Origin of the sequence: Pararhodonellum marinum (assembly GCF_015354735.1) — a bacterium.
Classification (GTDB): domain Bacteria; phylum Bacteroidota; class Bacteroidia; order Cytophagales; family Cyclobacteriaceae; genus Pararhodonellum; species Pararhodonellum marinum.
Map to the genome: position 1 here is coordinate 41849 of NZ_JACEFJ010000016.1, position 26608 is coordinate 68456.

At 37.8% G+C, this 26608-nt stretch carries 22 protein-coding genes; all 22 read right to left on the reverse strand.

What is annotated here, in order from left to right:
- Positions 1-152: 152 nt before the first annotated feature.
- The gene (locus tag H1A14_RS20585; protein WP_194778190.1) at positions 153-2585 is read right to left on the reverse strand and encodes a hypothetical protein; all 2433 of its coding nucleotides are present in this window, start codon (positions 2583-2585) and stop codon (positions 153-155) included.
- Between the two features lie 157 nt (positions 2586-2742).
- Positions 2743-3765, reverse strand: a complete 1023-nt coding sequence (locus tag H1A14_RS20590; protein ID WP_194778191.1) for an ATP-grasp domain-containing protein — start codon at positions 3763-3765, stop codon at positions 2743-2745.
- The gene (locus H1A14_RS20595; RefSeq protein WP_194778192.1) at positions 3749-4885 is read right to left on the reverse strand and encodes a CapA family protein; all 1137 of its coding nucleotides are present in this window, start codon (positions 4883-4885) and stop codon (positions 3749-3751) included. Before H1A14_RS20595 ends, H1A14_RS20590 begins: the two co-directional genes overlap by 17 nt.
- Positions 4882-6003, reverse strand: coding sequence for a hypothetical protein (locus tag H1A14_RS20600; protein WP_194778193.1), 1122 nt, complete (start codon positions 6001-6003; stop codon positions 4882-4884). Before H1A14_RS20600 ends, H1A14_RS20595 begins: the two co-directional genes overlap by 4 nt.
- 3 nt (positions 6004-6006) lie before the next feature.
- Positions 6007-7164: an EpsG family protein gene (locus H1A14_RS20605; RefSeq protein ID WP_194778194.1), complete on the reverse strand. Its 1158-nt coding sequence runs from the start codon at positions 7162-7164 to the stop codon at positions 6007-6009.
- Positions 7165-7260: 96 nt separating this feature from the next.
- Positions 7261-8370 (reverse strand): glycosyltransferase, encoded by a 1110-nt coding sequence (locus H1A14_RS20610; protein WP_194778195.1) that lies wholly within the window; start codon positions 8368-8370, stop codon positions 7261-7263.
- Positions 8371-8613: 243 nt separating this feature from the next.
- Entirely contained in the window at positions 8614-9531 is a 918-nt protein-coding gene (locus H1A14_RS20615; RefSeq protein WP_194778196.1) for a glycosyltransferase, read from the reverse strand.
- A gap of 2 nt (positions 9532-9533) precedes the next feature.
- Positions 9534-10565 carry a glycosyltransferase gene (locus H1A14_RS20620; RefSeq protein WP_194778197.1) on the reverse strand — a complete coding sequence of 344 codons (1032 nt, stop codon included), beginning with the start codon at positions 10563-10565 and terminating at the stop codon, positions 9534-9536.
- A 17-nt stretch (positions 10566-10582) separates the two neighbouring features.
- The gene (locus H1A14_RS20625) at positions 10583-11596 is read right to left on the reverse strand and encodes a cyclase family protein (protein ID WP_194778198.1); all 1014 of its coding nucleotides are present in this window, start codon (positions 11594-11596) and stop codon (positions 10583-10585) included.
- Positions 11596-12945 carry a class-II fumarase/aspartase family protein gene (locus tag H1A14_RS20630; RefSeq protein WP_194778199.1) on the reverse strand — a complete coding sequence of 450 codons (1350 nt, stop codon included), beginning with the start codon at positions 12943-12945 and terminating at the stop codon, positions 11596-11598. Before H1A14_RS20630 ends, H1A14_RS20625 begins: the two co-directional genes overlap by 1 nt.
- A 44-nt stretch (positions 12946-12989) precedes the next feature.
- Positions 12990-14225 carry an ATP-grasp domain-containing protein gene (locus tag H1A14_RS20635; RefSeq protein WP_194778200.1) on the reverse strand — a complete coding sequence of 412 codons (1236 nt, stop codon included), beginning with the start codon at positions 14223-14225 and terminating at the stop codon, positions 12990-12992.
- 12 nt (positions 14226-14237) lie between these two features.
- Positions 14238-15374 carry a phosphonopyruvate decarboxylase gene (aepY, locus tag H1A14_RS20640; RefSeq protein WP_194778201.1) on the reverse strand — a complete coding sequence of 379 codons (1137 nt, stop codon included), beginning with the start codon at positions 15372-15374 and terminating at the stop codon, positions 14238-14240.
- 5 nt (positions 15375-15379) lie between these two features.
- Positions 15380-16729, reverse strand: coding sequence for an MmgE/PrpD family protein (locus H1A14_RS20645; RefSeq protein ID WP_194778202.1), 1350 nt, complete (start codon positions 16727-16729; stop codon positions 15380-15382).
- Positions 16730-16739: 10 nt separating this feature from the next.
- The gene (locus H1A14_RS20650) at positions 16740-17690 is read right to left on the reverse strand and encodes an aldo/keto reductase family protein (RefSeq protein WP_194778203.1); all 951 of its coding nucleotides are present in this window, start codon (positions 17688-17690) and stop codon (positions 16740-16742) included.
- 25 nt (positions 17691-17715) lie between these two features.
- The gene (locus H1A14_RS20655) at positions 17716-18609 is read right to left on the reverse strand and encodes a peptidase (RefSeq protein ID WP_194778204.1); all 894 of its coding nucleotides are present in this window, start codon (positions 18607-18609) and stop codon (positions 17716-17718) included.
- A 127-nt stretch (positions 18610-18736) separates the two neighbouring features.
- The gene (locus tag H1A14_RS20660; RefSeq protein WP_194778205.1) at positions 18737-19876 is read right to left on the reverse strand and encodes an HpcH/HpaI aldolase/citrate lyase family protein; all 1140 of its coding nucleotides are present in this window, start codon (positions 19874-19876) and stop codon (positions 18737-18739) included.
- 34 nt (positions 19877-19910) lie between these two features.
- Positions 19911-20993: a DegT/DnrJ/EryC1/StrS family aminotransferase gene (locus H1A14_RS20665; RefSeq protein WP_194778206.1), complete on the reverse strand. Its 1083-nt coding sequence runs from the start codon at positions 20991-20993 to the stop codon at positions 19911-19913.
- 93 nt (positions 20994-21086) lie between these two features.
- Positions 21087-22445: a hypothetical protein gene (locus H1A14_RS20670; RefSeq protein WP_194778207.1), complete on the reverse strand. Its 1359-nt coding sequence runs from the start codon at positions 22443-22445 to the stop codon at positions 21087-21089.
- Between the two features lie 32 nt (positions 22446-22477).
- Positions 22478-22990: a KdsC family phosphatase gene (locus tag H1A14_RS20675; protein ID WP_194778208.1), complete on the reverse strand. Its 513-nt coding sequence runs from the start codon at positions 22988-22990 to the stop codon at positions 22478-22480.
- A gap of 3 nt (positions 22991-22993) precedes the next feature.
- Entirely contained in the window at positions 22994-24037 is a 1044-nt protein-coding gene (locus H1A14_RS20680; RefSeq protein WP_194778209.1) for an N-acetylneuraminate synthase family protein, read from the reverse strand.
- Positions 24034-24795 (reverse strand): cytidylyltransferase domain-containing protein, encoded by a 762-nt coding sequence (locus H1A14_RS20685; protein WP_194778210.1) that lies wholly within the window; start codon positions 24793-24795, stop codon positions 24034-24036. Before H1A14_RS20685 ends, H1A14_RS20680 begins: the two co-directional genes overlap by 4 nt.
- A gap of 10 nt (positions 24796-24805) precedes the next feature.
- Positions 24806-26602 (reverse strand): ABC transporter ATP-binding protein, encoded by a 1797-nt coding sequence (locus tag H1A14_RS20690; RefSeq protein WP_194778211.1) that lies wholly within the window; start codon positions 26600-26602, stop codon positions 24806-24808.
- Positions 26603-26608 lie beyond the last annotated feature (6 nt).

The window sequence follows — 26608 nt, forward strand, 5'->3', positions numbered from 1 at the left end:
TATTAAATAACTCGATTGAAATTATTTACCCCAATTCATAATTTGAAAAAATCAGCGATGCAGGATATACATTGGACAAAAACATCACCTTTTTTTTTAGTTTATCAAAAACTAATATTAAAATAAAACGGTTTGAAGTCCACATTAACCTGTCATCTTGGAGCTTCTTCTTTTAAAACATATCTAAAATAAGTACTTTTTTCTCTGCCATTTGGGACTTCAAGATTATTAACAGCTGTTTTAATCTCAAAAGAAGTGACCTCATCCAAACCTTCCAAAATCAAAAAACTGGTATTGTTTTGCTGAAATTCATTTATTGAAGTGCTTAGCTTCAATTTAATATTTCTATTGGATTGCCGAACACTTCTGCCTAGATCAACCGTTCTAGCTAACTGGGCCGCTCTTCTTGTCGGTTGATGGGTTGTTACTGTACTATTATCCAAGTCTAAAGCATGCATCTGTTTGAAACTTTCAAAAATCAATTTAAAGGATAATTTTTCTGACCTGCCATCTTTGAAAGTCAAGTCGGCATCAATATTTACAACAATGGGTAACTTATCTCTATCATTGTAATGATGGAGATCATTGAACCTGATCTGCAATAAATTGGCACTCTTATCTTTATTTTCCTTCGCAATTATAGTAGAACTGCCGAAGTTTTTTAAAAAGTAAGGACTTAGCGGACTTGAAGTATATTGTTGAATTTTTTGAATAGAAGTAAATTGCTTTATTGACCTGTTTTTTTGACTACTCGACGCAGCATTGAAAGTGAAACTTCCATTGCCAATCAGTTCATTTTGGGATAGAAAATACTTCGATCTAGGATAATTTAAACTCACAAATCCATTTAACTTAAAAGTATTGTCTTTATAAACAAGAGAATCATATTCCATATTGTCATTTCTATCATAGGTAAAAAAAAACGTATCTCTATCCATTTCACCAACCTCAACTTCATTGTTTTCTACCCTTAAATTTCCGTTTATTACGGCATTTCTGAAATAGAACACAGTTTGATCCGGAGGAAAAGAGGAATCTTTATTTGGTTTTGTAAGGACCCTTCCAATGTGTACCTGATTGTTACTAAAGCGAAAATGAGCCCTTGAAACATGGGTATAGGTAGAAAGTACAACAGTTTTAAAAATATTATTTTTGAAAATGTAACTGCTTGAAGCATCCTCTCCTCCTATACTGGAATCAATTATTCTAAAATAGGAATTTTTTCGATCAATAGATTCCAAAGGATCCCCTAGCCTCTTGAGTAAACCTAATTTAACCAAACCCTCCTTGTCAAAAATAAATACATTCCCAGTTGCAATTACATTTCTAGCACCTTTTAGCTTCAACAGGGAAATGGTATTCCCACTTTCATCGGAAGGCAATCCCCCCACGTTTAAAACCTTGTTGTTGTATACCCAAAGGGAGTCAGAAGCCGAGCAGTAAAAGGCGTTGTTACCAATTCCGGGTCTTAGGTTTAACAGGTTTTTAAAAGAATTTCCTTCTATCCTGAAATTTTTGCCTTTTGCAAAAACAAGTCCAAAATACCCATTCTCTATACTTTCTATCAAAGCTGAATTTTCAATGGTATTATTTTTTACCGTGACAAGATCCCTGGCTCCATACGAAGATTTATTTGAAATGTTGCCAGGGAGTCCGCTTAAAGGAAAGAAAAAAACGGGGCCGTAAATATCCTTAAATGAATTGGATTCGATGTTTATAGCTCCATAAGGGATATTGGAAATCCTTAAAAAAACTACAGGTTGTTCAAAATGAGAGTTGGTAATGTCAATATTTTTGATACCTAAATCTAAAAACTCTTTCAGGGATTTATTTCTTCCGTTGTGACCATACCGAAGTTCAACAGCTCCCAGAATTTCGCAATTATTCACTTTGATCTGTTCGATTCTAGGTTCCCCTGCAAAGCTTCGGATGGTGGAACTCAGGGCCAATCGGTAATATTGTTCATCTGGAGTTTGGCCTTTAAGATAATCTTCTGTAATGATCCCAATATTCTCAAAGAACAAGTTATTGCCTGCTTTACTTCTAAAATAGGCAGAAGTGGGGTGATGCTTGGTCATTAATATCAGACCTGAGGTTTTTGGATCTTTGCCTGTCAATCTGATGTCCTGAAGGGTTGCAAAACCTTCATTTGGGGACATTGCAATCGGGTATAGTTTATCCAAATGGACCGGTTTCCCCAATTCGATCAATTCCCCTAGTTTAATGAAATTGTCTACAGGATCATCCCCGCTGACCATCCAGCTAAGATGCATTTTATCATTCAGCCAATCTCCTTTCAATTTCACATTTCCCTCCATGCAGGATTGGCATTCTCCCAGTATTTCTCCTCTTTCACCAATCAAAACAGCATTCTGAACACCACCTCCATTTTGAAAAATCAAATCACCTTTGACCACATAGGTTTTTCCATATAAATCCAATGATGAATCAATCACCAGAGACTTGCTTTCTTCAACCAATACCTGATATTTGGGTTCTGCCTCAACAGAAATTAATCCTCCAACATTGGGAACAGTAACCAAAAGGAATTTTAAATAAAGCAGTAGATGCAGAAAATGAATCATGTTTTATTAAGCCTGTTTCCTTTTAATTAGTTTCTTAATTAAACCAATTGGTTTGAAAGGGGAATGATATTTTAAAAAATAATTTATCCTTGCGAGAAGCAATTCTCATCTATTGAAATTAATAAAGGATGAAAATTTGCTTAAAATATTAGTCAAACTACTTATTGCTATCATTTTTCATCTGTTCCGATACCAAATCAACCATCCATCCTTGGGGATTAAATTCACCTTCATGCCAAAATAAATTCTGATCCCAATAGCCCTTGCATTTGCTCGAACCTGTAGTCCCAAATCCATAGCTTAATTCCACAATCATGGGTTTTTGCTCCTCGTTGTAGATAAAGTCAAAAGCCACTGTTTGAAGACGCAATCTTGCAGCCACATCAAAGGCAATTTTCAATACTTCATCATCAATGGTTCCATATTCAAATTCTGTACTTCCAGAAGCCCTAAAATCATTTTTTCTAACCAATCTCTTCATGCCATAGGCCTTTTTTCCTATGACTATGAGTCTAATATCATAGCCATTGTTTGGGAGAAATTCCTGAAAATAAACATAACCCCTTTCTTTACCCATGGTTTTTGAAAATTCAGGCTCTTGATAAATTCTAGCGACTCCTTTTGCCAAATCAGTTAAGGTGCCTTTACCCTTCCTAAATTTTCTCCACCTTTCTTGAAGGTTTTCAAATGCATTGTACTGTTTGAATCCTGAACCAAAGGCTTTGTTCACTATGTCTTGGGCTTCATTGGAATTTTTTACAAGCCGAACATTGGCAGCAGAGGCGCCCCCTCTAAGTTTAAAAACTTTTGGGAAGGTTGTTTCCATGATCCATTTGAGCGCTGTTTCTTTTTCATAAAAGACAAATGATGGAATGATGGGAGCTTGGATAGCTTCTAACAGGTATTTTTGTCCTACTTTATCATCAAAATGCCAAGCTGTATTAAAATCAGGAAAAACAGTGATACCCGCTTGTTGGCAAGCATTCAGCAATTGTTTGGCCATTACTATGTCCTTTGAATGACTATGGCTATGGTGCCACATTAAAGCCTTGCACCCATGTAATTGATGCATGACTTCATTGCTGTAACAATCTATTTTTTTAAATGGAATCCCATTTGCCTCACAATATTTGATCCAAATTGGGTTAAATCCCCTGTCGCTGTTACTGATGCCTATCATACCTTTCAAGAATTGATATCAGAATATCTCGATGGGATTCGCATCGGGTTAGGTTTAACAGGTATCTTTTCTTTTTTTCGGATAAAAACGATGGGATAACTTTTTTGTTAATTAAAAATTTCAGGTATTTATTCCCAATAGGTTCTATATAATTTTTATAGGTTTTCTCTTTACTTAAAACCATTTTATCGAATTCGTTTTTTAACTTCAAATCATCTGAAATAATTTCATTGATTTTTTTCAATTCATTATTCACTTCCTCTTTTCGGATTTCATCATGGACCAAAATTCCTATCTCTTCATTGCACTGATCAAATGTAGTTAATTCAATTCTTGTTTTTTCATCGGAGAAATGAAGCTGAACTGTCATCCCTATATTCCATGGAAGGTGGTTTCTCTCTGGGTAATCAAATATAAAATTGCCTAAAGAATAAAATATTGGACAACCTTTGTACCACTCAAACCCACTGATGCAATGGGGGTGGTGGTTCACCACTGCACTTGCCCCAGCATCAACAAAAAACCTGAACAATGATTTCATTCTGGGACTTGGATAAGGGTAATGTTCATGTCCACCATGGGTAATAACCAAAACCTTATCCGCTTTCATTTTTGCAAATTGAATCTGATTGTAATTTCCAACTGGATCCAACGGGTTAGCTCCGGGAGTTTGGTTAAAAGTAGTAGACCATTCATTTTCAGCGAAATTGATTACCGCCAAAACATATCCATTTTTTTCAAAATAGTAAGGTTTGCTCGCCTCCTCGAAGTTTATTCCCGCCCCAATGGATTTTAAACCAATTCCATCAATGGATTTGATGGACTCGGCCAAACCCTCTTCTCCATAATCCATGATGTGGTTGTTGGCTAATGTCAATAAATCAAATCCCCCTTTTTTCAAAACATGGATGGTATCGGGATGGACTTTGATACTGGGACCTGTTTTAAGAATAGGTTTGTTCGAGATAGTGAGAGGAGCTTCCATATTGGTAATGGCCAAATCACTACCTTTAATCTGATCAACTAACTTGCCAAATAACAAATCAAAATTTCCCTTTTTGGCAGTTTCTTCAACTCTTCCTTTGGGACAAAAGTCACCTGACACAAAACAACTGATCATACTTTATTCTCAATCAAATTACCCAACTGATCTGAAGTCATAAACTCTACTTCAGGCCATTTTTGGATGATAGTCTTTAACAATTCTGACAACTTTTTCAGTCCATCTTCTGCATTTAAGGGATTCAAGGACCCGATATAATTTACCCTGTGGGTACTGACTATCGCTGGGACTTTCCATAAAAAGGCATTTGTAATCGACGAAACACAGGTAGAAACCTCATCATGGTTAGGGTTAAGTGAGGGTTCAAATGAAGCGTTCCTGATTAAATATCGCTGCCCTAATTGATTTTTTTGACCTAAATAATGTTTTTGTGTCTTCAATTTATCACCAAAATCTTTTGGTAGTTTTTGGGTTCTGGTGCCTTGAAAAAATTGTATCCCCTGTTTAGCAGCCGCATGTTCAATATTATCATCCCATATATAATTAGGTGCAATAAATGACTTGGGATAAAAATTAAATATGCTTTTGAATAAAGAAACTGCGTCATTCAAAATTTCTGATTTATCGTAAGAGGTTTCCCTGTCACCACCGTCAAAGGCCGCTTGATAACTGCCCCTTTTTGCTTTGGCTACATGAGAACTTATTCCTGAAAACTTATGGTCAAAAGCCAGTTTAGTTTCCGGAACACCATTTTTCAAGTCCCTCATCCACCGGGAAACATTCACATGTTCTCTACCATGCAATTGAGGCCAAAACAATTTTCTCTCAATTCCTTCTTTTAATGTAGAAAAAGCATCAGATTGGCTCTGATACTTTGAGTAAGAACTGGTAAATGGCTCATAAAAATATTGCTTGAAATCCCTATTTTCTATTTTATCGAAATTAGGATTGGCGACTATGGTATTTGCTGTAATTAATGCAGGATGGCCATTTTTATCTTTAAATTTTTCAAGCGTTTCAAATAATCGAGTCAAATCAGCAGCATTTTCGAGTGCATCATTCAACATGTAATTGCATCGATCGACTGGAATCCCTTCGGACCTTAGATTATTCAATGCCACATTCGAAGGTGTCCTTATACTTCCCCAATCATCACTTTCAATAACAAGAATTTTTCGATTGGTTTTCCAACCTAAACTGTTGATTAGGCTGTTTCTAGAAAAAAAATGGTTCATGGATTATTTGATAATGTCATTTAGGGATATGGATTCTGTACCGAACAAAAGGGCGACGATCGGATTACTGGTAATGGTTGCTACAGATATGGTGTACAATCCTGTTCTTATGGTAACTACAATAAATAGGAAGAAAAAAGGTGACAGCACCCAAAATAGTTTCTTGATCGATCGTTCATCCAACCTGTTTTGAACAAAATAAATCAAAGGAATCAAGCTGACCATAGCAGCCATATTCATAAATCTTCCTCCCGAAGGGATATTGCTCAATAATTTAGCAAAAGAAAAGAATAGAAACGCAAAAGAAAATAATTTCAAATAAAATCCATCCCTGGTAATTTCATCTTTAAACTTCCAATAAAAGAAGACCATGCAAATATTAAGTGACCAAAAAAGGGCAGGTCTATAATACCTAGCATACCAGACCTTTTCGGAAACTTTTGGTGAAAACTCATCGGCTGCCGCAGAATTGTCCTCTTCTTTTTCTATTCTATAACTAGAGGATCTTTCATTGATTGCTGACGGAGCAAATCGTTCAAAATAAGAGTTAAATACAGCTATATCCAGTTGGGCAAAAAACACAGTAAAAAGGAAAGCATAAAAATAAATATTGAGCCTATTCCCTGCAACTAGGTATACAATTAATATAGCTAGAGGAAACAAAAAGGAATAATGGACCAACCATGTGAAAAAACAGATAAGCAAACCTACTCTTTTGTTTTTTTGCATAAACATCAAGTATCCATACAAAAACATGTGCAGCGCAGTCCACATTCTAAATCCCCCCAAATCCCAAAATGGAATCACCAAAAACAAACATAAAATTAAAAGTTTTGGAATTGGTTTAATTTTACCTTTTAGCTCATGAAAGACAATGGCAAAATTTCTTGAGAAAAAAAATCCAAAAAACACGGCATAGACTGCGGTCACTATTTTCTGCTGGTCTGTAAATCTGGAAATGACAATCGCCAAAAAAGTCCTTAAAATATCAATTTCACCGGAATCCCGATAATAATTTAACGCAACCCCATAATCCATTTCAAGCTGATGCAACTGAACAATTTCGGCGACATACCGATTGATATCGCTACCTTGACTCTCTCTGCCAATTTCAAAAGTATAGCCATAGAATATAATAAAAGCCCACAGAATATTCTTCATCCATACTGCCTTATTTGCCTTTATGGCATACATAAAGCTGCCAAAAGGCCAGATCAGGAATAATGACCAATGAAGATATTTTGAGTGGGTTCCCATTTAGTTCAGTAAACTTGTAAATGCTTGGGCCACATTTTCAATTTTGTATTGCTCAGGATTTTCGATTTTAAGTTGATTGGTATAGTTTCCTATTAGAAATTCATCCACCAATTCCTTGTTTAAAGCTCCGGTTTTGATGGAAAGTACGGGTTTTTTCACGATCAGGTAATCAATCAATTTGCTGGGCTTTTGTCTTGGTCCGGCATTCTCAAAATTAACCAAAAAATCCATCTTAGATAACTCGTACAACAGTTCTTCTCTGGGTATATAATCCAGCACCACAATTTTACCCTTGGATTTGCTTTCAAAAGAGGCAACTAGCTCTCTGTTTTTGGTATAAATATAGAATTTAAATTCTACCTGTTGCCCCAATAAATGGGACAAAAACTCCTTAGGATCTCTTCTTCCCGGTATAAAAATGCCCGCATAGGCAAAGGTGGGTACTTTATGTTCAATGGGTCCTGGATACAAAGGAAATTCATGAAAATCAAAGCCCTGTGGGATGACTTTGATTTTGCTATGAAACTCAGGATAATAAGCCGGAATGGCTCCTGCTGTGGGTACCGTAATGTAGTCTACTTTATTAAAACACCATTTTTCCACATATTTAAAATAAAAAGGGGATTTGAATGAATCATTCTCAGACCCCATAAAGGGATCCCCACAATCCGCCACCCAGGTTTTGGCAATGGTTTTTTTCTGTTTATCCCAAATCCTTGCTACTCCCCAATGCACAGGATGGGGGACGGCGATAGAAATTAAAAGGTCGTATCCAGATTCCTTTTTTAGAGCATTTTTAACCATATTCAAAAGTTCAATATCAGGATACTCCAACCACAATTTGGAGAATCGACGTACCGCCCTAGTCCATAATTTTATAACTCTATTTCCTTTGATTTCCTGGGCTTTCCATTTGGGTTTACCCAGATCCTTGATCCGGATGTTGTGCTTTTTTTCAAATTCAGCATGAATACTTTCATCTTTCGGGGTAAGCACAGTCACCTGATGTCCTTGCTTGGCAAATGCTTTAGCAAGTTCTGTGCTTCTAAAGGACCTAGGGGAATTGGTTGGATAGAAAGACCTGGAGAGAATTAATATTTTTTTCTTCATGAAATGTTATTTCAGCCTTCCCAAAAGGAAAAAAGCATTATAATTATCACAAGTGGATTTTAAGCAGGACTATTTTAATTGTGAGCGAAAATGGATAGGTGTTGAACAAACTCCTTAGTATAAATTCTATATTAGAATCATACATTAATAGGTTGTATTAAAAATTTGAGAAAATTATATGCTTTGCACCTTCACTTCATTATAATTTTTCCGTAGAAAATCATTGTGAAATTTTGCAATGACTTAATCTATGTTCTTAAAAATCTTAAGATCTATATTATAAAAATCAAATAACTTTTTAAATATTAAATTATTGGCTCCTTTGTTAACATTTTCATCAGCCAATTTGTATTTGTCTTTAAAAAGGATCGGAATAAAAAACCCAGGATACTCTCCGGCAATACTAACCACTTTGGTCATTTTTTTTAAACTCATCACTTTTAACCAAAGATCATCAGCGGTAAGCGCAATTTTCTTTAGGTTTTCTAAATTCAATACTTCATCATGAAGTGAATTCGGAGGATACAGTGTGCCTCCAACCCCTACAATCAAATTAAGAAAGGAAGGTTTTGAATTCGATTTTTCATATTTCCAATCATTATATTGGGATACTTGATTCTCCGAAATTTCAATTTTCCTTGTTACGGTACAGATGATGGATTGTGGGTATTTTTTATAAAAGCTTTTTAATTTTGCAATCAGATCGGGTGGATAAATGACATCATCATCAATGGTAATTAATGTCGCCTCAGGGAAATTTTTAAGTGTATAAAAATATTTTTTGTGCGGTTTCAAATTCTCATCGCAAAAGCAAATTTGCAAACCTCTTGTTTGAAGTTTCAATAAATTTTCGGGTAGCGATTGTAATCCATCAAATTCTCCTTTATATAGCCAAAGCAATATCTTGTCGGGCTGTTCTGCCTGTCTTAAAATTGATTCAATAGTTAACCAAACTTTTTCAATTCTACTGGGAAAAGTGGTTAAAGAAACGATAGTAAGATTATTTTTGCTACTAAAGTCTTTATTTAGTCTATTGCCCTTTAACCATGAAGTCGCCTTATAATATATAGGAATCCATAAATTAATAACACGGATCAAGCCTCTACGGAATAAGCTTTTTGAGTCTAAATCAAGGAAAAATATCTTATACAATAACTGCATTTCTAAAAAATATCAAATACTTTATAATTTTTCTTTAAAATAGTTTGTGTTCCTAGGTGTCTAAATATCCCAAGCGATTTTCTGGTGTAAAATTGTGGAGAACCAATTAATCCCATCAAAATCAAAAACGATGATTTAATTTTTTTTTCATAGATGGCAAGGTAAAAGCTGTAAATGGAGTGTTCTGAAATTTTCTCTTTTATATGTCTTTTTTGGCTATTGTTCATGTATTTCATGAACATTTTTAAGCCATTGACTGTGTTTAGATTCCACTCTAATTTATTAGAAACACGGGATACTCCCTTGTCATGTTTTCTATGCACTCCAAAGACTTCCCCATGGTTGTAAAAATCACCAAAAGTCGATAAATACAACCGCATAAATTGGTCGCCACTTTTAGTCAATTTAAGTTCTTTCGGGAATTCTACAATGTTTCTATACATCATTGTTAAGGTTGGAACACCTAGGCCAAAAACAGCATCTTTGGAGATTTTTTGACTTTTAAATGATTTTAAATAAAAATCTTTTTTATGATAGGAACCTGATAAATCTTGTATTTTAGCATTACCGTAAGTAAGAATGACATCCTCATATCTCTCCAAAAAATCTACTTGTTTTTGCAACTTAAATGGATCAGTCCAATAATCATCCCCTTCGCATAGCGCTATGTATTTCCCCTTTATCCATGAAAAAAATTCTCTTCTCATGGCAGTTTTGGTTTGACCATCTTGCCGGTATGAGTTTTCCTTCTGAAAATAAACCTTAATCAAATTCGGGTATTTCTGCTGATACTCCTTAATTATCGTCTGTGTACCGTCTGTTGAGGCGTCATCATGGATCAACACTTGAACAGGAAAAGTGGTTTTTTGCATCAAAATTCCCTCAATACAATCCCGAATATAATCTTGATGCAGGTAAGCCATAGTACGGGTACTTACTATCGGTAAGGCACCTTCTGGCCAGTTTTGGTCAGTAATAGGAATTGGTTCAGGAAGCGGGGTATAGGTATATCTATCTGTTCTTTTTGAGTTCATTATCGATTTAAAAAAGTTTACACTGTGGCAATTGGGGTAACTGGAGAACCAACGGCTCCAGTAAGTCTAAGGGGTGGTGCGGTCAGAAGAAATCTTGATCTCCTGTGTGCTTTTAACCATTTCGCCAAATCAGCCAAAAACCACAATTCGCCCAAATGCACCCCTAACCTAAATAAACAGAGCTCATGAATGGGGAGGTTGGTGCCTTTTTTTCCTTTGGGCACCTGTTTTCCAACGGCCTCTATAGCCAAATTATCAGAAGCTATTGCAGCAACACCACTGTCCACAATCCAATTTAACAATTTGTCATCAAAGCCATCCATCACGGCACAGGCATCTTTGATGGAAGGATCAGGGTTACCTTTCATGCGCATGATCATCTGATCCAGTCCCGTCCAGAAGCAAAGGATGTCTCCTTTTTCCACCTCTACTTGATCTCGCTCCATGATGCGCATCAGGTCATCATAGCCCACTTCCTTTCTGGGAAATTCACCATATTCAGAAAAAAGATCCACCAATACCCCTCTTCCCTGCACACCATGAACGGCCATGTTTTCCATACCCAAGGCTTTGGCTGCTGTTTCATGTTGGGCATTGATCACTACATCCTCCCCTGCCCTAAAGCCATTGTAATAGACCGGCTGGGGATTTCCATCACCAAAAACATCAAACAAAGCTCCGCGATGCGCCAAGCTGTCCCATTGGGTAGAATATTGGGTATGCAAAAGGACCACATCGTCTGATCCGATATCGGTATGGTTGGGATCGTTTTGGTTCCACATGTAATTGAAGTAAGGGGCATCATTTCGGATAACTGGCTTCAAGACCGGCGGGAACCGTACTTTGTTGATGACTTGACCTCCGGGATAGTCCAAAGGTAGACTTAAACAAAATGTTAATCCCTCCTTTACTTCTGCAATTCCCTGCAATACTTTTTGGCCATTGATTAGGTTTAGTCTGCCTAATTGGTCCTCCTCTCCCCAATCTCCCCAAGTGGAATTATCAGGTCTGATTTTCCAACGTTTCGCCATTAATTCTTACTTTTTTTTAGCACTTCTTCTACCATCAATTTTGAAACACCGACGTAGTTAATTGGATCAAGCAACTCATCCAATTGCTTAAGGTTGAGAACTTCCATGATTTTGGAATCCTTTAACAATGCATCTCTAAGGCTGATTTTATTTTCAAAAGCTAGGGATGCAGCAGTATAGACCAGATGGTGTGCTTCCGCTTTGCCCAGTTTTGGAGCTAATCCCATCATCACCGATTCGGCCATTAGCAATCCCCCTCCTAATTCCAGATTTGCTTTCATGGTCTCTTTACCTACCCACAAATTTTCCAATATAAACCGAGAATGAAAAAGAGACCCGGACATCAATACAAAGGCTTCAGGAATCACCATCCACTCAATATTCATTTGTCCCACCCCTCTTTCATGTTCCTGTATCATAGCAGTCAATTGGCTTCCTGCCAACTCTCTGAGTCTTGGTGCAATGGCGATAATAGGTTCACATGAAATCGGATTTCTTTTTTGCGGTAAGGTTGTACTAGCTCCTCTCCCTGCCTCAAAAGGTTCGCTAAGTTCTCCGATTTCAGACCGCATCAAAATAGCAACCTCATTTGCGATTTTTGCTAAAGTGGCCGATAACAAAGCAAAATAGCTCACAAGCTCCGCCCATCTATCTCTTGCAGTATGCCAAGTGATGGAAGGCGTTTCCAATCCCAAGTATCCCATCATAATCCGCTGTACTTCCAAACCTTTATCATCCAAGGTGGCAAAGGTCCCTACTGCACCGGCACATTGACCTACCAAAAGCCTTGATTTAATTTCGTTAAGTCTTTCCTGATGCCTAAGCAGTTCATCCAGCCAAACTGCTGTTTTATAACCAAAGGTAATGGGTGCGGCAAGTTGCTGAAAAGTTCTTCCTGCCATGACAGTATGCATGTGATCCGTACTTAAATCTGACAAAGCTTCTACTATTCCCTTTAAGTCATTTTCAATAAGCTCCAATCCTTCCTTCATTTGTAACACCGTCCCTGTATCCAAAATATCCTGGGTAGTAGCGCCATAATGAATCCATTTCGCCGTTTCAGGATCACAGGCTTTATTGAGTTGTTTAACGAAAGGGAGAATTGGAAAACCTACTTTATCAAAATCTGCTTTCATCTCCTCCAAATTGAGGTTTTCCAATCGGGCAGCATCCTCAATCAGGTTTTCAATTCCATTTGGTATAATCCCAAGCTCGGCTTCTGCTTTGGCCAGGGCTACTTCTGTATCCAACCACTTTTGAAACCGGTTTTCATCACTGAAAACACCTCTCATAGAGGGTGTACCAAACATGTCTTTATAGTATATGGAATCAATTATTGATGATGGCATTAAAAATAAGTTAGGTTATGATGTTATAGTAATTATTTACTCTGTTATTGAATGTAGATACTTCTCTTAGTTATATCCTCATTCTTGTCATCCAATATTTTTATTTTTGAAATGGCTGTCTCAATTTTACTGTCTAATTCTGAAAAGGTCTCTCCTGACACAATAAATGAACCCAATCTGTTACCGCTTGCCATTTCGCTAGTGATCTGATAATTCCTATTCTTAAACAAACTGTACGAATCGATGATTTTGTTTTCTTGCAGTTCTTCGAGGCCAACAATAGAATCAAGTATGCCAGGATAGGCATATAAATAAATATCAGCACATTTCGTTTGAGGAGATTGATAGGTATAATTGATGGGTTCTCCCAAAAAAGATTGTATGGATACATTTAAGACATCAACTCCAGTCAGCATTTCTATTATTTTATAATTCTCACCCCCTCCCACTCTAGGGGCAAACTCAATTACAAATATTTCATCGCCACGAACTATCGCCTGCATAAAAAACATCGTATTGTTTAATCCAAAAGCATCTTTAATTTTTATTGCTATTTCTCGCGCTTTTTTTGATACATGCTGATCAATATCTGCCGGCCAATAGGAGCCTATTATCTGCTGAACGTCTTTTTCATCAGAAAGTATTTTTCTTCTTTCCCTGGTCATGATGATCTGCACATCATCATTTTTTATGACACAATCAACACCAATTTCCTTTCCTTCAATATATTCTTCAATTAAGAATTTCCCATCCCTGCTAATCTTAAAGGCAATATTGGCGGCATTCAAAAGTTCAGCACTATTATCAACTTTTCTGACACCTTTTGAGCTGTTACTATCTGAAGGTTTAACAATTAAAGGAAAGCTCAACTCTAAATCGTCAATGGCCTCAATTGATTCAAAAGTTTTAAATTTAGCTGTAGGTATATTATTTTCTATTAATACCTTCTTCATTAAAGTTTTATTGGATACCAACAGAGCTGTTTTAAAGCTATATGGGGAAAATAATTTCATGTGCTCTGCTACATAACAGGCTGTGACGTTTGCTTGATCTATACAGGCGCTTATTACTAAATCAGCATGTTTATCTTTTGATATCTCCAGGACTTTTTCTTTATCAAGAGTGCTTTCACGAATATGTTCGTCTGAATTGATTAAGGCAGGTGCATTTTCCAAAAAATCAATTAAAATGGTATGATAATCCCGTTCCTTTAATTTATTGATTAAACTTTTGTGCGGATAGGTTCCCCCTAAAACAATGGCAACAGATTGATTCTCCATCAGGCTTCCGAATTAATTAAAAAAGGAATATTTCAGTTTTTCTTTCTGTTCCTGTGGAACAATTACAAGTGGCGGCAAGTCTTTTCTCATGCCTTTCCTAATTTTAATCTCCAGAAAAGCTGCCTTTTCTCTATTGTTGGAAAGATGCTCAAGGTGATCGATAAGTGTCTTTTTATTCGCGATCACTTCTTTAACACATGAATATCCCATATCCTTTGCTATTTCATTCACATTTATTTTTCCGGTAACCGCGTTTTGTCCACCAACTGATTCATGTACTCCATTATTCAAAACAATGTGAATTAAACTTTCAAGCCCTTTTGATTGTCCAATTACCGCCATGGCTCCCATATGCATAATTGCTGAGGCATCTCCGTCAAGACATACCACAAGCCTTTGTTTTTGACCAAGTGCGATGCCCGCGGCGATACTGGAAGTATGTCCCATTGCCCCCACATTCAGAAAATCATTTTCATGCCCTTCACCTCTTAGCCTTCTTACCTCGTACAATTCACGGGTAGCTCTGCCGGTTGCTGCCACATAAATTGTATCTGAAGGCAACGTTTCCACTATTGAGTGAATGGCTTCTTCCCTACTCATTAAATCAGTCCGATCTTCAAATCCACTTTTTTCTCCTCTCTCCAGAACCCCTTTTGGAACCAAGAGCGCTACGGGACCACCAATTGATCTTGCTTTAGCGACGGCCCATTGTATACTTCCTTGAACATCCTCAAAATTATGGGATAATTTTTTCCAAGGGATATCCAAATCATCCATTAAAATCGGAGTAAGTTGTCCTTGCTTAGTATGTTGAGGATGGTCTTTGACACCAGGTTCTCCCCTCCAGCCTATCAGTAAAATCATTGGGATGCCATATACGCTTTGATGGGTGAGGGATATCAAAGGGTTAATGGCATTGCCTATGCCGGAGTTTTGCATGTACACCAAAGGGATGGTATCTGTAACCAAATGATAGCCGGAAGCCAACGCAATGGCATTTCCCTCATTTGCTGCCAAAACATGCTTTTCTTGGGGCCATTTTTCTTCTACATATAAGCAAAAATCATTCAATAAGGTATCAGGAACTCCGGATAGAAATTCAATATTATGGTCTTTCAATAACCTGGCAAAGTTGTTCAGATCAATCATGTGTTTTAGTTTAATAAGAAATAAAGCCTGTCAATATTTGACTCAATTGACCATATTGCATCAATGGTTTTCTCGATTTTATCTTTTTGACAACCTGCAAAATTGCTTAAGTCTACAAATTTTTGGGTAAGTTCATGATCACTCAGTGGATTTTCAGGCTCACCTTTAGGGAATTCAACTAAATTAGAATAAATTTTCCCACTGTTTAATTCGATTTCAAGGGCCGCAATGCTTTTTTCAGGAAAGGCTTGAGAATACTCCGGATCAGCAATTACAATCACTTTTTGTGTTAGTACCTTAATCGCTTCATCATGGATGAATTTTTCAGAGAATTCATTAATTCCAGCTTTTTTGTTATAGATGGAAGTTGCCACTGAATAAGGAATACTCATTTTTGCTGAGGAAACATTGGGTACTAGAATGTGATCATGGGTATGAACTGCCAAATCATAGGTCCGAACGGTAACCTTCTGGATTTCCACATTTTGGAGATCTTGTTTTATACTCAGATCAATAGCGGCTTCAATGGCTGGATGGCAATACCTACAAGCAGCATAGGGTTTGATATAAATATCATGTATGGCATAATTACCATGTGAAGGTATTAATTTTTCAAGATCGTAACTGCCAGCTTTCATTTCAAAAAATCCTCTGGATCCACCCAAGGCATTGTCCGGACCTTCGATGCCTGCTTCTGCGATCAAAAATGCAGTTAGACCTGCTCTTGCAGCGTTCCCAACGTTATATGGTTTCAACTGGGAAGCATCTTCAATTGCTTTTAAGGAGCCGCCTGCACTGATAATAGAAGCAGAAATGGAATTTTTGAGTATTTCTTTCGATGAACCAGTCATGACCGCAAGTCCCACCGCAGCCCCAACTGCACCAATTGTCCCAGTTGCATGATACCCTTTTTTCTTATGAAAGGGCTGGACAGAGTTTGCCAAGCAAATCGTTGCTTCATATCCCGCAATGATTCCTTTCAATACATGCTCTCCCGAGATGTTTCTACTTTTTGCGATTGCCAACAAAGAGGATATAACAGGTGTTCCAGGATGTACAATGCCAGAGTTGATGCCGTCATCAAGTTCTGCAACATGCGAAACAAACCCATTTAGGAAAGCCGCTGAATCTGGGCTTTTGTTCATGCCAAAACCGATGATCGGTGATCCTGAATCGACATTTGGAAACTGAGAAATTAATTTGATCGCTTTATTTCCTAGTAACCCTTTTCCGGCATAAACCACACTCAAATAATCCAATAAACATCTTTTTGCTTGATGCGCTGTTTTTAGATCAGGAATAGCATAGCTTTTTTCATAAAGATAGTCAACAAATTGATCTGTGATATTCTCCATTAAATTGAGGTTACTTGGAATTATGGTAATAAAAATACTCAGGGCTTTCTAACATTGCGTTTTCCCATGCTAGGTTGAAAGCCTCCACTATATTTTCTGGTAAATCATCTGATTTTGCGGCCTCTAAATTGAATTTAAACTGTTCCATTGAGGATGCACCTATCAATATGGCATCATCAAATTCCTCATTCAAAAATGAATGGTGAACTAACCATCGATAAGCAGCTTCTGCAGGCTTAATACCTGATTCGTTGCATTCCTTGCTGATATGCATAATGGCATCAAAATAAGATTTTTTCCAATATCGCTTTCTATAGCTTTCCAGCCTCGAAAACCTTCCTTTTTCAGGATCGGCATCATAATTAAGTTGCTTGCCTGTCAACAATCCACCCGCCAAAGGATTGAAAGCATAGAATTTAATTTTGAATTCATGAAGACAAGAAAATAATTCATTTTCTACTTTGCGGCTGATTCCATTATAAAGCCCTTGGTAGACTATGGGTTTTGGCCAACCGTTTTCATCACAAACATGCCAACAATGTGCAACAAGCCATGCGGGGAAATTACTTAAACCCACCGATCCAATGCTATTTTCTTCGTGAAGTAATGCACAGGCTTCAAGACTTTCTTCAATGGGTGTATTGGCATCCGGCATATGAAGGTATAGAATATCCACTTTATCAAGCTTCATTCGTTCAAGTGATTCATGGCACTGCATCCGAATTGCTGCTTTGTCAAGTCTTCCTGTGATCCTTGGGTTGGCTTTGGTCGCGATAGAAAAAGTGTTTCGGTTTAAATTGGGAAGTATTTTACCCAACATGCTCTCTGTGTCCCCATGATTATACACATATGCTGTATCAATTTCAGCATTGCCTTGATCCAAAAAGTATCGAACCATATCTGTGGCTTCAAATAAATCAACCTGTGGTCCAAAATTCATTGTGCCTAATACAACTTTCATACATCAATCATTTAATTCTGAAAATTTATTTTATGGAACCTTTTGGCGATGATGTAGCCTCAGCGTAATAAGTATCAATCATTCTCTTTACCAAACTGACCTGTTTGGCCCTTTGTCTAGCATCAGCTTCGGTGGTTTCCCAACTGTGATTTTTAGCCACTGATCCACCTGTCTTTAAATATATTGGGGAGGCCACTCTTATCATTTCAGGTACCTCATAATGCCTGATAAAACCACCGGTAGAAGCAGGATTTTCTGTATGAATATCAATGGGTAAATCAATGGCCTGACGTAGAGATGCTAACATCGGTAACTGTATATCGCGAACAGGATTGATTGAATTTGCCCCTATTTGCTCTAAAAGTTTGCCTGAGCAGGGATTACCATGCCCTGTGTGTGCTGAAACTTTGAATTTACATTCTGACGGTATCTCACCAGCTTTTCGCATTTCATTGAACACCCATAAACTACCCTCATCATAAACTAAAAAGGAAAAGCATCCCAATTGAACCGCTCTTCTAATTTCCTCCATAGCACGGACAATCTGCTCCTGCCCACGCAGTCTATATCCCATACGCTGGCCTTCAGGGGTATTTACCGAAGCGCTGGTATCAGTCGTGGCTCTTGGTCCCACTGCCAATACCAATTCAACCTGATGGTCCTTTGCCAATTGTACCATTTTTGAGATTTCTGCATCAGTCAACATCATGATACCCTTTGTTTGGGTAACTCGGTGGATCACCAAGTCAAGTTTGTTCACCTCTTCCAGAAGCGCCTTCATGGCTACTGGGCCCTGAATTCCTGGAACTTCAAACCTATATTGCGCTCCGTCAGGAAACCGCTTATCAGACGATGGTAGGTTGAAAGCATCCCCATCTGGCATACCTATTTTTCGTAAAAATGCTCTACTCTCTTTCATTTTTAGGTTAATGTGTTAAATTGAAATGGTTGTATTAAAAAACTATGATTCTGAATTGAAATTGAAAAATTTAGTAAGGCTATTTTCTTTCTCTAACTTTTGGAATAGATTTAGTCCTGCTCATTTTTTAAACCAGCAGTTTTATAAAGGATTTTTCATCTTCAATTACCCCATAAACTTTTGCCCGGTTGAGGACTTTATTTGCCCAATTTTTATGAGGGTTGATTTCATTCATCTTATTGGACTTTGCACTCTTAATGACTCCTCCCTCGGTATTTACAATTTGTTCAGCATCTTCAAACTCTTCCCTTGTTACCGCTTGCAAAGCATTGACAAATTTGATGTGCGAAGGGTGAATAATGGTTTTACCCACAAAACCGTTGGCTTTATCAATTAATACTTCTCTTAAGAGTCCATCTACAGCTTCGTTAATTATTGGAGTTCTGCTAAGTATGGAATGATTTAAATCTTTTTCAATCAATTTTTCTATGTTATCTTGTTTGTAAGCAAGAAAGTATTCCCAAACTGGAGCTGAAACCGTATAATCACCGGTATCCCTGTTAAAAAAGTTTAAAATATCTGATAGACAATCCCTTACTGTCAAAATATCATAAATAGAGGAGTTCATGCTTCTTCTCACTCCAAAAATGGAAGAAAAGTCTGTCCCCCCTACCCGAATATTAAGCAAATGTTTTTTTGAAGGTTCTACTATTTCGTGAAGTTGTTGAAGCTCGGCCGTTCGGCTTTCCTTATATGCAATCGCTCTGCCTTCCAAAATGGGCATACCATAAAGGTTGACACCTAACTCAGCATTGATTTGCTCCAATTGATTCAAATAAGCGAAAGCGTTGTAACTGTAAAATTTTGGGAAAACAAACCCAGTGAGCACTTCTGCTTGGTGTTTTTTGATTTTTTTTGCGAAAGAAGTAAATTGATGGGTATCCCTTACTCTCAAGAAAATCAATGGTAAATCGTCTGTTACAATTTGGTTTCGTTGTAAGGCATCATCAATTTTGTCCAGGTGATCTAAAACATTCAGTTCGGCATGGTGAAGCGCTGATGCCTCTATGGCGTCTTCAAAATCCATAACCAATGAGGTTGGCAAGTTGTGGCTTTTGCTCAAAATTTTGCCCAATATATTTTTGGTGCCAGGCATGTACAAAGTTGCACCTAAACAAAATTGGAGAATAGACTTGTCAGTATACTTGTTAAATGAAATCGGCTCTTTTAAAAAGACAAATTTATTGTTGTAAGAATTATGTTTCAATGTGAATAAATTAAAATGTTAATGCTCTAGGCTGTCATTGGTATTTTAAAGCTCTCAAAATTCTCCTTACAATCATGTGTTGTTCCACCTCAGACAGCTCAAAAAACATGGGCAAACACAAGATGCGGGAGGCAATGTCATCGGAAATAGGAGTAGCTATTTGACCCACATAATTTAAACTACTAAGGCTTGGAAAAAAGTACCTTCTAGGGAACACTTCTATTTTTTCCAGGTTTTTTTTGATATTTAAAGCCATTGCCTCATTTTCTAATACAATAGGAAAATAAGCATGGTTATAAACTGACCCCTCTTGTATTTTTTGCATCTTAATTTCTGGCTTGGAAAGGTATTGCTGGTAATAGGCAGCCTGATTTTTTCTGGATTGCAAAATATCATCTATGTATTTGAGGTTACAAAGTCCCATGGCAGCATGGAATTCAGAATTTTTACCATTTATCCCCAGGCCTTGAAAAGTCTCCGGACCGGCATGGCCGAAGTTACGCATATAGGCCATTTTCCTCAAGGTCTCCGGATTTTCTGTAAACACCGCTCCCCCTTCTATAGTATGAAACAATTTGGTCGCATGCAGTGAAGTGGTGCTGATATCCCCATAATGAAAGATGCTTTTTCCCTCGAAATTGGTTCCAAAACAATGTGCTGCGTCATAAATGACTTTAAGGTCATGCCGCTGGGCAATTTCAGCAATGGCTTTGATGTCACAAGGATTTCCAAAACAATGGGTAGCTAGGATCCCTGTGGTTTTGTCCGTAATGGATGCTTCAATTTTTTTGGGATCAATGTTAAATGTTTCGGGATCGATGTCTACAAAAACCGGTCTCATCCCTTCCCAAACGATGCTGCTTGTCGTGGCCACATAAGAAAATGGGGTGGTAATGATTTCTCCTTCAAGTTCCAAGGCCTTAAGGGCAATCTGTATGGCAATGGTCCCATTTCCCAGATAAAGCAGGTGCTTGATTTTCAGGTACTGTTTTAACTGCAATTCCAATTCATTGACCAAAGGGCCATTGTTGGTGTACCAGTTTCGCTGCCAGATGCCTTTGAGGTATTCCTGGTATTCTGCAATGGGTGGGGAAAAAGGTCTGGTAACGGGTATCATTGGGTTATCAATTTTTTAGTTCTTGGATATTCATTTTGTTATCCGCTATTAATATTATTTTACAGGTTCTCACTTTGAGAAATCATTGATCAATCAAACTTTTGCTAAAAAGGTTTCTTTAAATTTTAAGTACATTTTGTCATTTTGGACACTTTCCCACCATTTTTCTATATTTAATTCTGATAAATGAAGTGCCAAAGATTGTGGGGTTTTGTGAAGAATTCCAATTTCTAAAAAATGATCATAAAAAGGCTGAATGATATCAGATGGTTCAGCATTTTTCAACATGCCAACTGTAGGGTGATTCACATAAAGACATTCCAGAAAATTCGTTGAAGGAACTCGAGATTGAATTGTTAATTTTGATTTTTTTAAATCTTGGACTATCGGATTTTTCCCAGTTCCAATAACCACATTGGGTTGATTGATGAAATCAAATTGTTTTGAATGATCAAATATTTTGTTGAATGGCCTTGGTCTGCACAAAAATTTTAAATTTTCAACTCCATTCATGTTTTCAAACAAATATTCTATTACTTGTTTATCTACAACTTTATAACCAGTTCCAATAATTAAATAATCAAATTCTATATTACTCTCAAATTGATAATAATCGAAGGCAAATTTTTCACACCGATAAGCTTTCCAAGGTACATCATTTTCATAAATTTTCCAGCCCCAAGTTCTGAATTCATCTACAATACTCCCATGAGTGAGGTGTCCTCCATGGTATTTCAATTCGCCGTAAAAGGCTCCATGCTGGTACCAGATTAGTTTTGCACCTGCATCAACATATTTTGCAACAGCTATTTTAGATTGAATAGAATGCAAATTGTGGATATGGATTTTCTTTTGCTCAGGATTTGAAACACTGATTTTCCGGTACATTTTACCAAAATATTCAACATAAATTTTCGGAAGGTTTCCCAAAATATTTTTTATGTAAATAGAGTTTGATTTTGATATCAATTCCTGTATTTTTTTTCTTTTCCTATTATCTCCAGGTGTGTAAAAAAAAGGATAGAACTCATTGACTTCAACACCAAAATCAAGTAAAGTAGGGTCTATTTTAGGAAAAGAAAAGAGGACCTCATCATGTGAATTAAGGTTGCTGGCAAAGTTTTTTTGATTTGGAATGGTTTTTACATACTTTGCAAAATACATCAAACGCAAACGAAATTTTTGAATATTGGTCATGGGCTTAAAACTGTTTCTGGGATAAATTTCTGGTTTAAATTTTAATAATTTTTGATCGATGTATTTCTTTAAAGTGATAGATGCACTGATATAATCGTGTACAATCAATTTCCAAAATCTCCTTGAATGATTGGTTCCATGGATTTCATTTAATACCGGAATTAAATTATCCAAAATCTCTTCAGATAATTGATACCTTAAAAACGAATTTGCTGATTTTAACTGGTCATAATCTTCTGTATTCAAAACTTCCATATTTTATTATTTTTAAAAATAAGTAATCACTTTCACTTTTTAATCCCTGTTATTTCACCAATGACTTTGGAGAAGTCTGCTTCTTTGTCAAGGATCCATTCCACAAATTCCCTGAAGGCCCCTTCACCTCCCTTTTTTTCGGTTATATACTGTACCAATTCCTTGACATAGGAGGAGGCATTGGCAGGAGCGGCTGACCAACCTACCGCCTGCAAGAGTGCCATATCCCCCAAATCGTCTCCGATATAGGCCACCTCTTTAAGCCCTATGCCTTTGTCCTTGCAAAGGGAAGCAACCAATTCCAATTTGTTGGCCACCCCCTGTTTCACCAGTTCAATTTTTAGCTTTTTGGCCCTTCTTGCCACAATTGCTGTGTCTTCCCCGGTAATGATCCCTACTTCTATGTCCAAATGCCTGCAAAATATCACCCCGGCACTGTCGGAAGTATTGAATTTCTTCCACTCATTGCCGGTCTGGTCATAATACATGCCGGCATCTGTCCATACTCCGTCTATATCCGTCAGGACCAATTTTGGTAAAGCCATAATTTAGGATAACATGGATGGATAGATGACTTCATTTTCAGTAATGTCCTGGTTCAGGGACTTTCCTACCACCAGGTGTTTTTCTATCCACTTGAAACCATCTCCCGGACTTAGCAAATGAATGTCTTCTTCATGAACAACCTCTCCTTTTTTCAATTCACGCAAAGTAGCAATCGATCGCTCCAGTTTAACCCTGGCAGTTTCCACTGCTTGGCTCACTTCCATTTTCTCTTCCCCAAAAGAATCCTCCAGGTTCCTAATATCCCTTACCATTCTCCACATCCCATTGGGAGCCAAAGAGCCTGCTTGGTCTGTCCCTTTCATGGTTCGGTCCAAAGTGATGTGTTTCTCGATGATGGATGCACCCATGGCCACTGCAGCCAAGGGAATGGCAATTCCAATCGAATGGTCAGAATAGCCTATTTCGAACTGGGGATATTTTTTCTTTAAAAAATGGATGGTATTCAGGTTAAGGTTTTCGTACTCTGAGGGGTATTGGGACAAACAATGCAAAATGCTGATGTTTTCATGGTGTTTTGTGATGGTTTCCAAAGCATGGTCCAATTCCTTTTCCCCTCCCATCCCTGTGGATAGAATCATCGGGATTTTGGTTTCTGCCATGGCTTCCAACAAAGGCAAATTGGTCAGATCCCTGCTGGCCACCTTCAATTTATCAGGTTGGAACAACCTAAGCATGGACAAACAACCCACTGCGCAAAGGGTTTCAACAAAGTCCAGCCCCTGCGCTTTGGCATACTGATACAGTTCAAAATGCTGTTCATCATTGAGTTCCAATGCTTCCCTGTGTTCTCCATAGGTTTTGCCGAAGGCATGGGGACTGTCGTAGGGCTTTATCATGGCAGAATGTGTCAATTCTTCATTTAAGTCCCTCTTGGTCAGCTTGACGGCATCCCAGGCTTTTAAAGTTTTTCCAAACAAAGGGTCATACACACTTTGGGAGGCCTTATCAATCAAAAGTTTGGCAATATCGACAGATCCATTGTGGTTTTGTCCGATCTCACCAATTAAATAGGTACTTTTTTTCATTTTGTGTATTTATTAATATTATCAATCATGGTTTGTTGTATCAAGGAATTTTTATCCACTTCTGAGATCAACCGATCTAGGGAAAAGCTGTTTCCAACTAACTTAAGAAGGGCTTGGGCATTGTCAAAATCCGATGGGTTGTCCACTGTAAACCGGAGGTCGTCCCTGGCAAGGATTTGCTCCGGAGCCTGGATCAGTTTCACTGAAAATTCCTGGGGATGACCGTAAATAAAATTGGTGACATGTTCCAAATAAAAAGGATCTTCTGTTTTTGAATGGGCCAATCTCAGGGATTTTTTACTGACAATTTCGCCAAAAAGGCCCCAATGTTTTTTGATGGCGGGGATTCCCTTTTGATCACAGAAACTGAGGTAATCCAACCCGGGATTTTGAAAGAGTTGATGGATTAGAACATGCAGAGAATCCACCAAAAAAAAGGGATTGTCCGCGCAAATCCTGATGAAATGACTGGTATCCAATTGTTCTCCTGCACACAAAAATCGATGCAATACGTTCCATTCCTCTCCTCGATAGCAACATAAGCCATGATCTGAGGCAAATTGTTCAATTTGATCGTCTTCTTCCTTTATGGTGGTCGCAACAATCAGGGGCATATCCATGCTTTCCAGCTGCTGACAAAGTCTTCCCAAAATGGTAGTCCCATCTTCAAAGGGCTTCAGTACCTTGCCTGGAAGTCTGCTGGAACTCATCCTGGCTTGAATGACTATCCCTAAATCAACTGATCTGTTTGGTTCCATTGAAAAATTTTCAAACTTCCTGTAAGGAGACCATTCTTTTGAAGCTTGGGACATTTTCCAACATCTCTTCAAAACTCCCCGATCCAAGGATTTTTCCCTTGCTCATCAACACAATGATGTCCGCATTCTTGATGGTGGACAGCCTGTGGGCTACCATCAGAATGGTACAGGTCCCATTCAAGGCATCCATGTTTTGTTGAATGCTCAATTCGGTTTCTGAGTCCAAAGCAGAGGTAGCCTCGTCCAAAATCAATATATCTATGTTTTTAAACAACTCCCTGGCAATGGAAATTCTTTGTCTTTGGCCTCCACTGAGATTGACCCCATTGTTTCCCAATAGGGTTTCTTCTTTCGAAGGCAAATCCTTCAGGAAATCCGTGATGGATGCCTCTTTGATGACTTGCCAGAATTTCTGCACATTTTCTTCTGTCTTTTCTTTCCAAAGGGTCACGTTGTTAAAAATCGTGTCATTGAAAATGACTGGTTCCTGGGTGATGTAGCCTATTTTCTTTTGATATCCTTTGTTGTTTAAAGACACATTCATTTGCTGATCCATGTGAATGCTGCCAGCACTTGGAGGAATCAACCCTGCCAACATATTGACCAAGGTCGTTTTTCCGCTGCCACTCTCTCCTACAAAGGCAATGGTTTTGTTTTTAGGGAGTTGTAGGTTGATGTTGTTTAATATTTGGGTTTCTCCGTAGTTTAAAGAGATATCCCTCAATTGAATCTTTTCCTTAAACACCAGGCTTTCTTTGGACCTTTTTATTTCCTTATTGCTTTTTAAGGATTTGGTGAAACTGGTGAGGTTATCCAAAGATCCTGAATTCCCCAGAAAATAATTCCAAGCGGTCTGACCCCCCATCACTGCAACCAATGCCCTGTAGAAAAAGAGCAAACTGATCATGATAGGGCCTAAGGGAGAGCCTAGAATACTTGTTTGGATCAAGATCACAGATGAAACCACCAAAATCAAAAGGGGTTCTCTCATCCCTTTCAAAAACGAGGTCAAAATTCCAATTTTTTTTCCTTGGGCTTGGATTTCATCAATTTTTTGGATCAGGCGGTCTCCATACGTATCCAAGAAAGCCGTGGCCTTTAAGTATTTGAAATTGCTCACATGTTGAATGATCAACCCCTGAAATTTATTGCTTTCTTTGGTCAAAGCAGTCGATGCCTGCTTTGTTTTTTTGTAAACCGATCGGAAAACAAAATTTGTCAATACACCCCCCAAGCAAACCAAAACAGCAAATTGGGCATCAATCATAAAGGCAAATACCATGTACACTACTACCAAAATAGCTTGTTGAAAAGCCAAAAAATAGGAGGCAAAAGCTTTTGAAACCCGGTCCACTTCTCCAGTAAGGGTATTTTGAATCCTACCCACATCCGCTTGGATAAAATATCGGTAACTCAAAGCATTCAGTCCTTTGATATTTTCCACCCTGATTTTCCTGGTAAAATATTGTTGGACGATGACCTGATAGACCCCCTGAAAGAACACCGCTGCTCCTTTAAGGATAAAAAACAAAGTCATAAACAACAAGACCGAAAACAAGGTCAGATTAATCCCTAAGCCTTGAAGAAACTCAACCACAAAGGCCAAATTTCCCAGTGCATCCGGATCCACCTGTTTTGAGTCCCCAACCAATTGAAGCAAGGGCAAAAACATCGTAAGGCCCAAACCATCCAAAAAACCTACCGCTATGCTGAAAATTACGACAAAAAACACCCTGTACCTTAGGTGGCCATAGAAGAAAGCGAAATTCTCAAAATATTTCTTGATGAAAAGTTTTAGCTGGTCCATTTTATT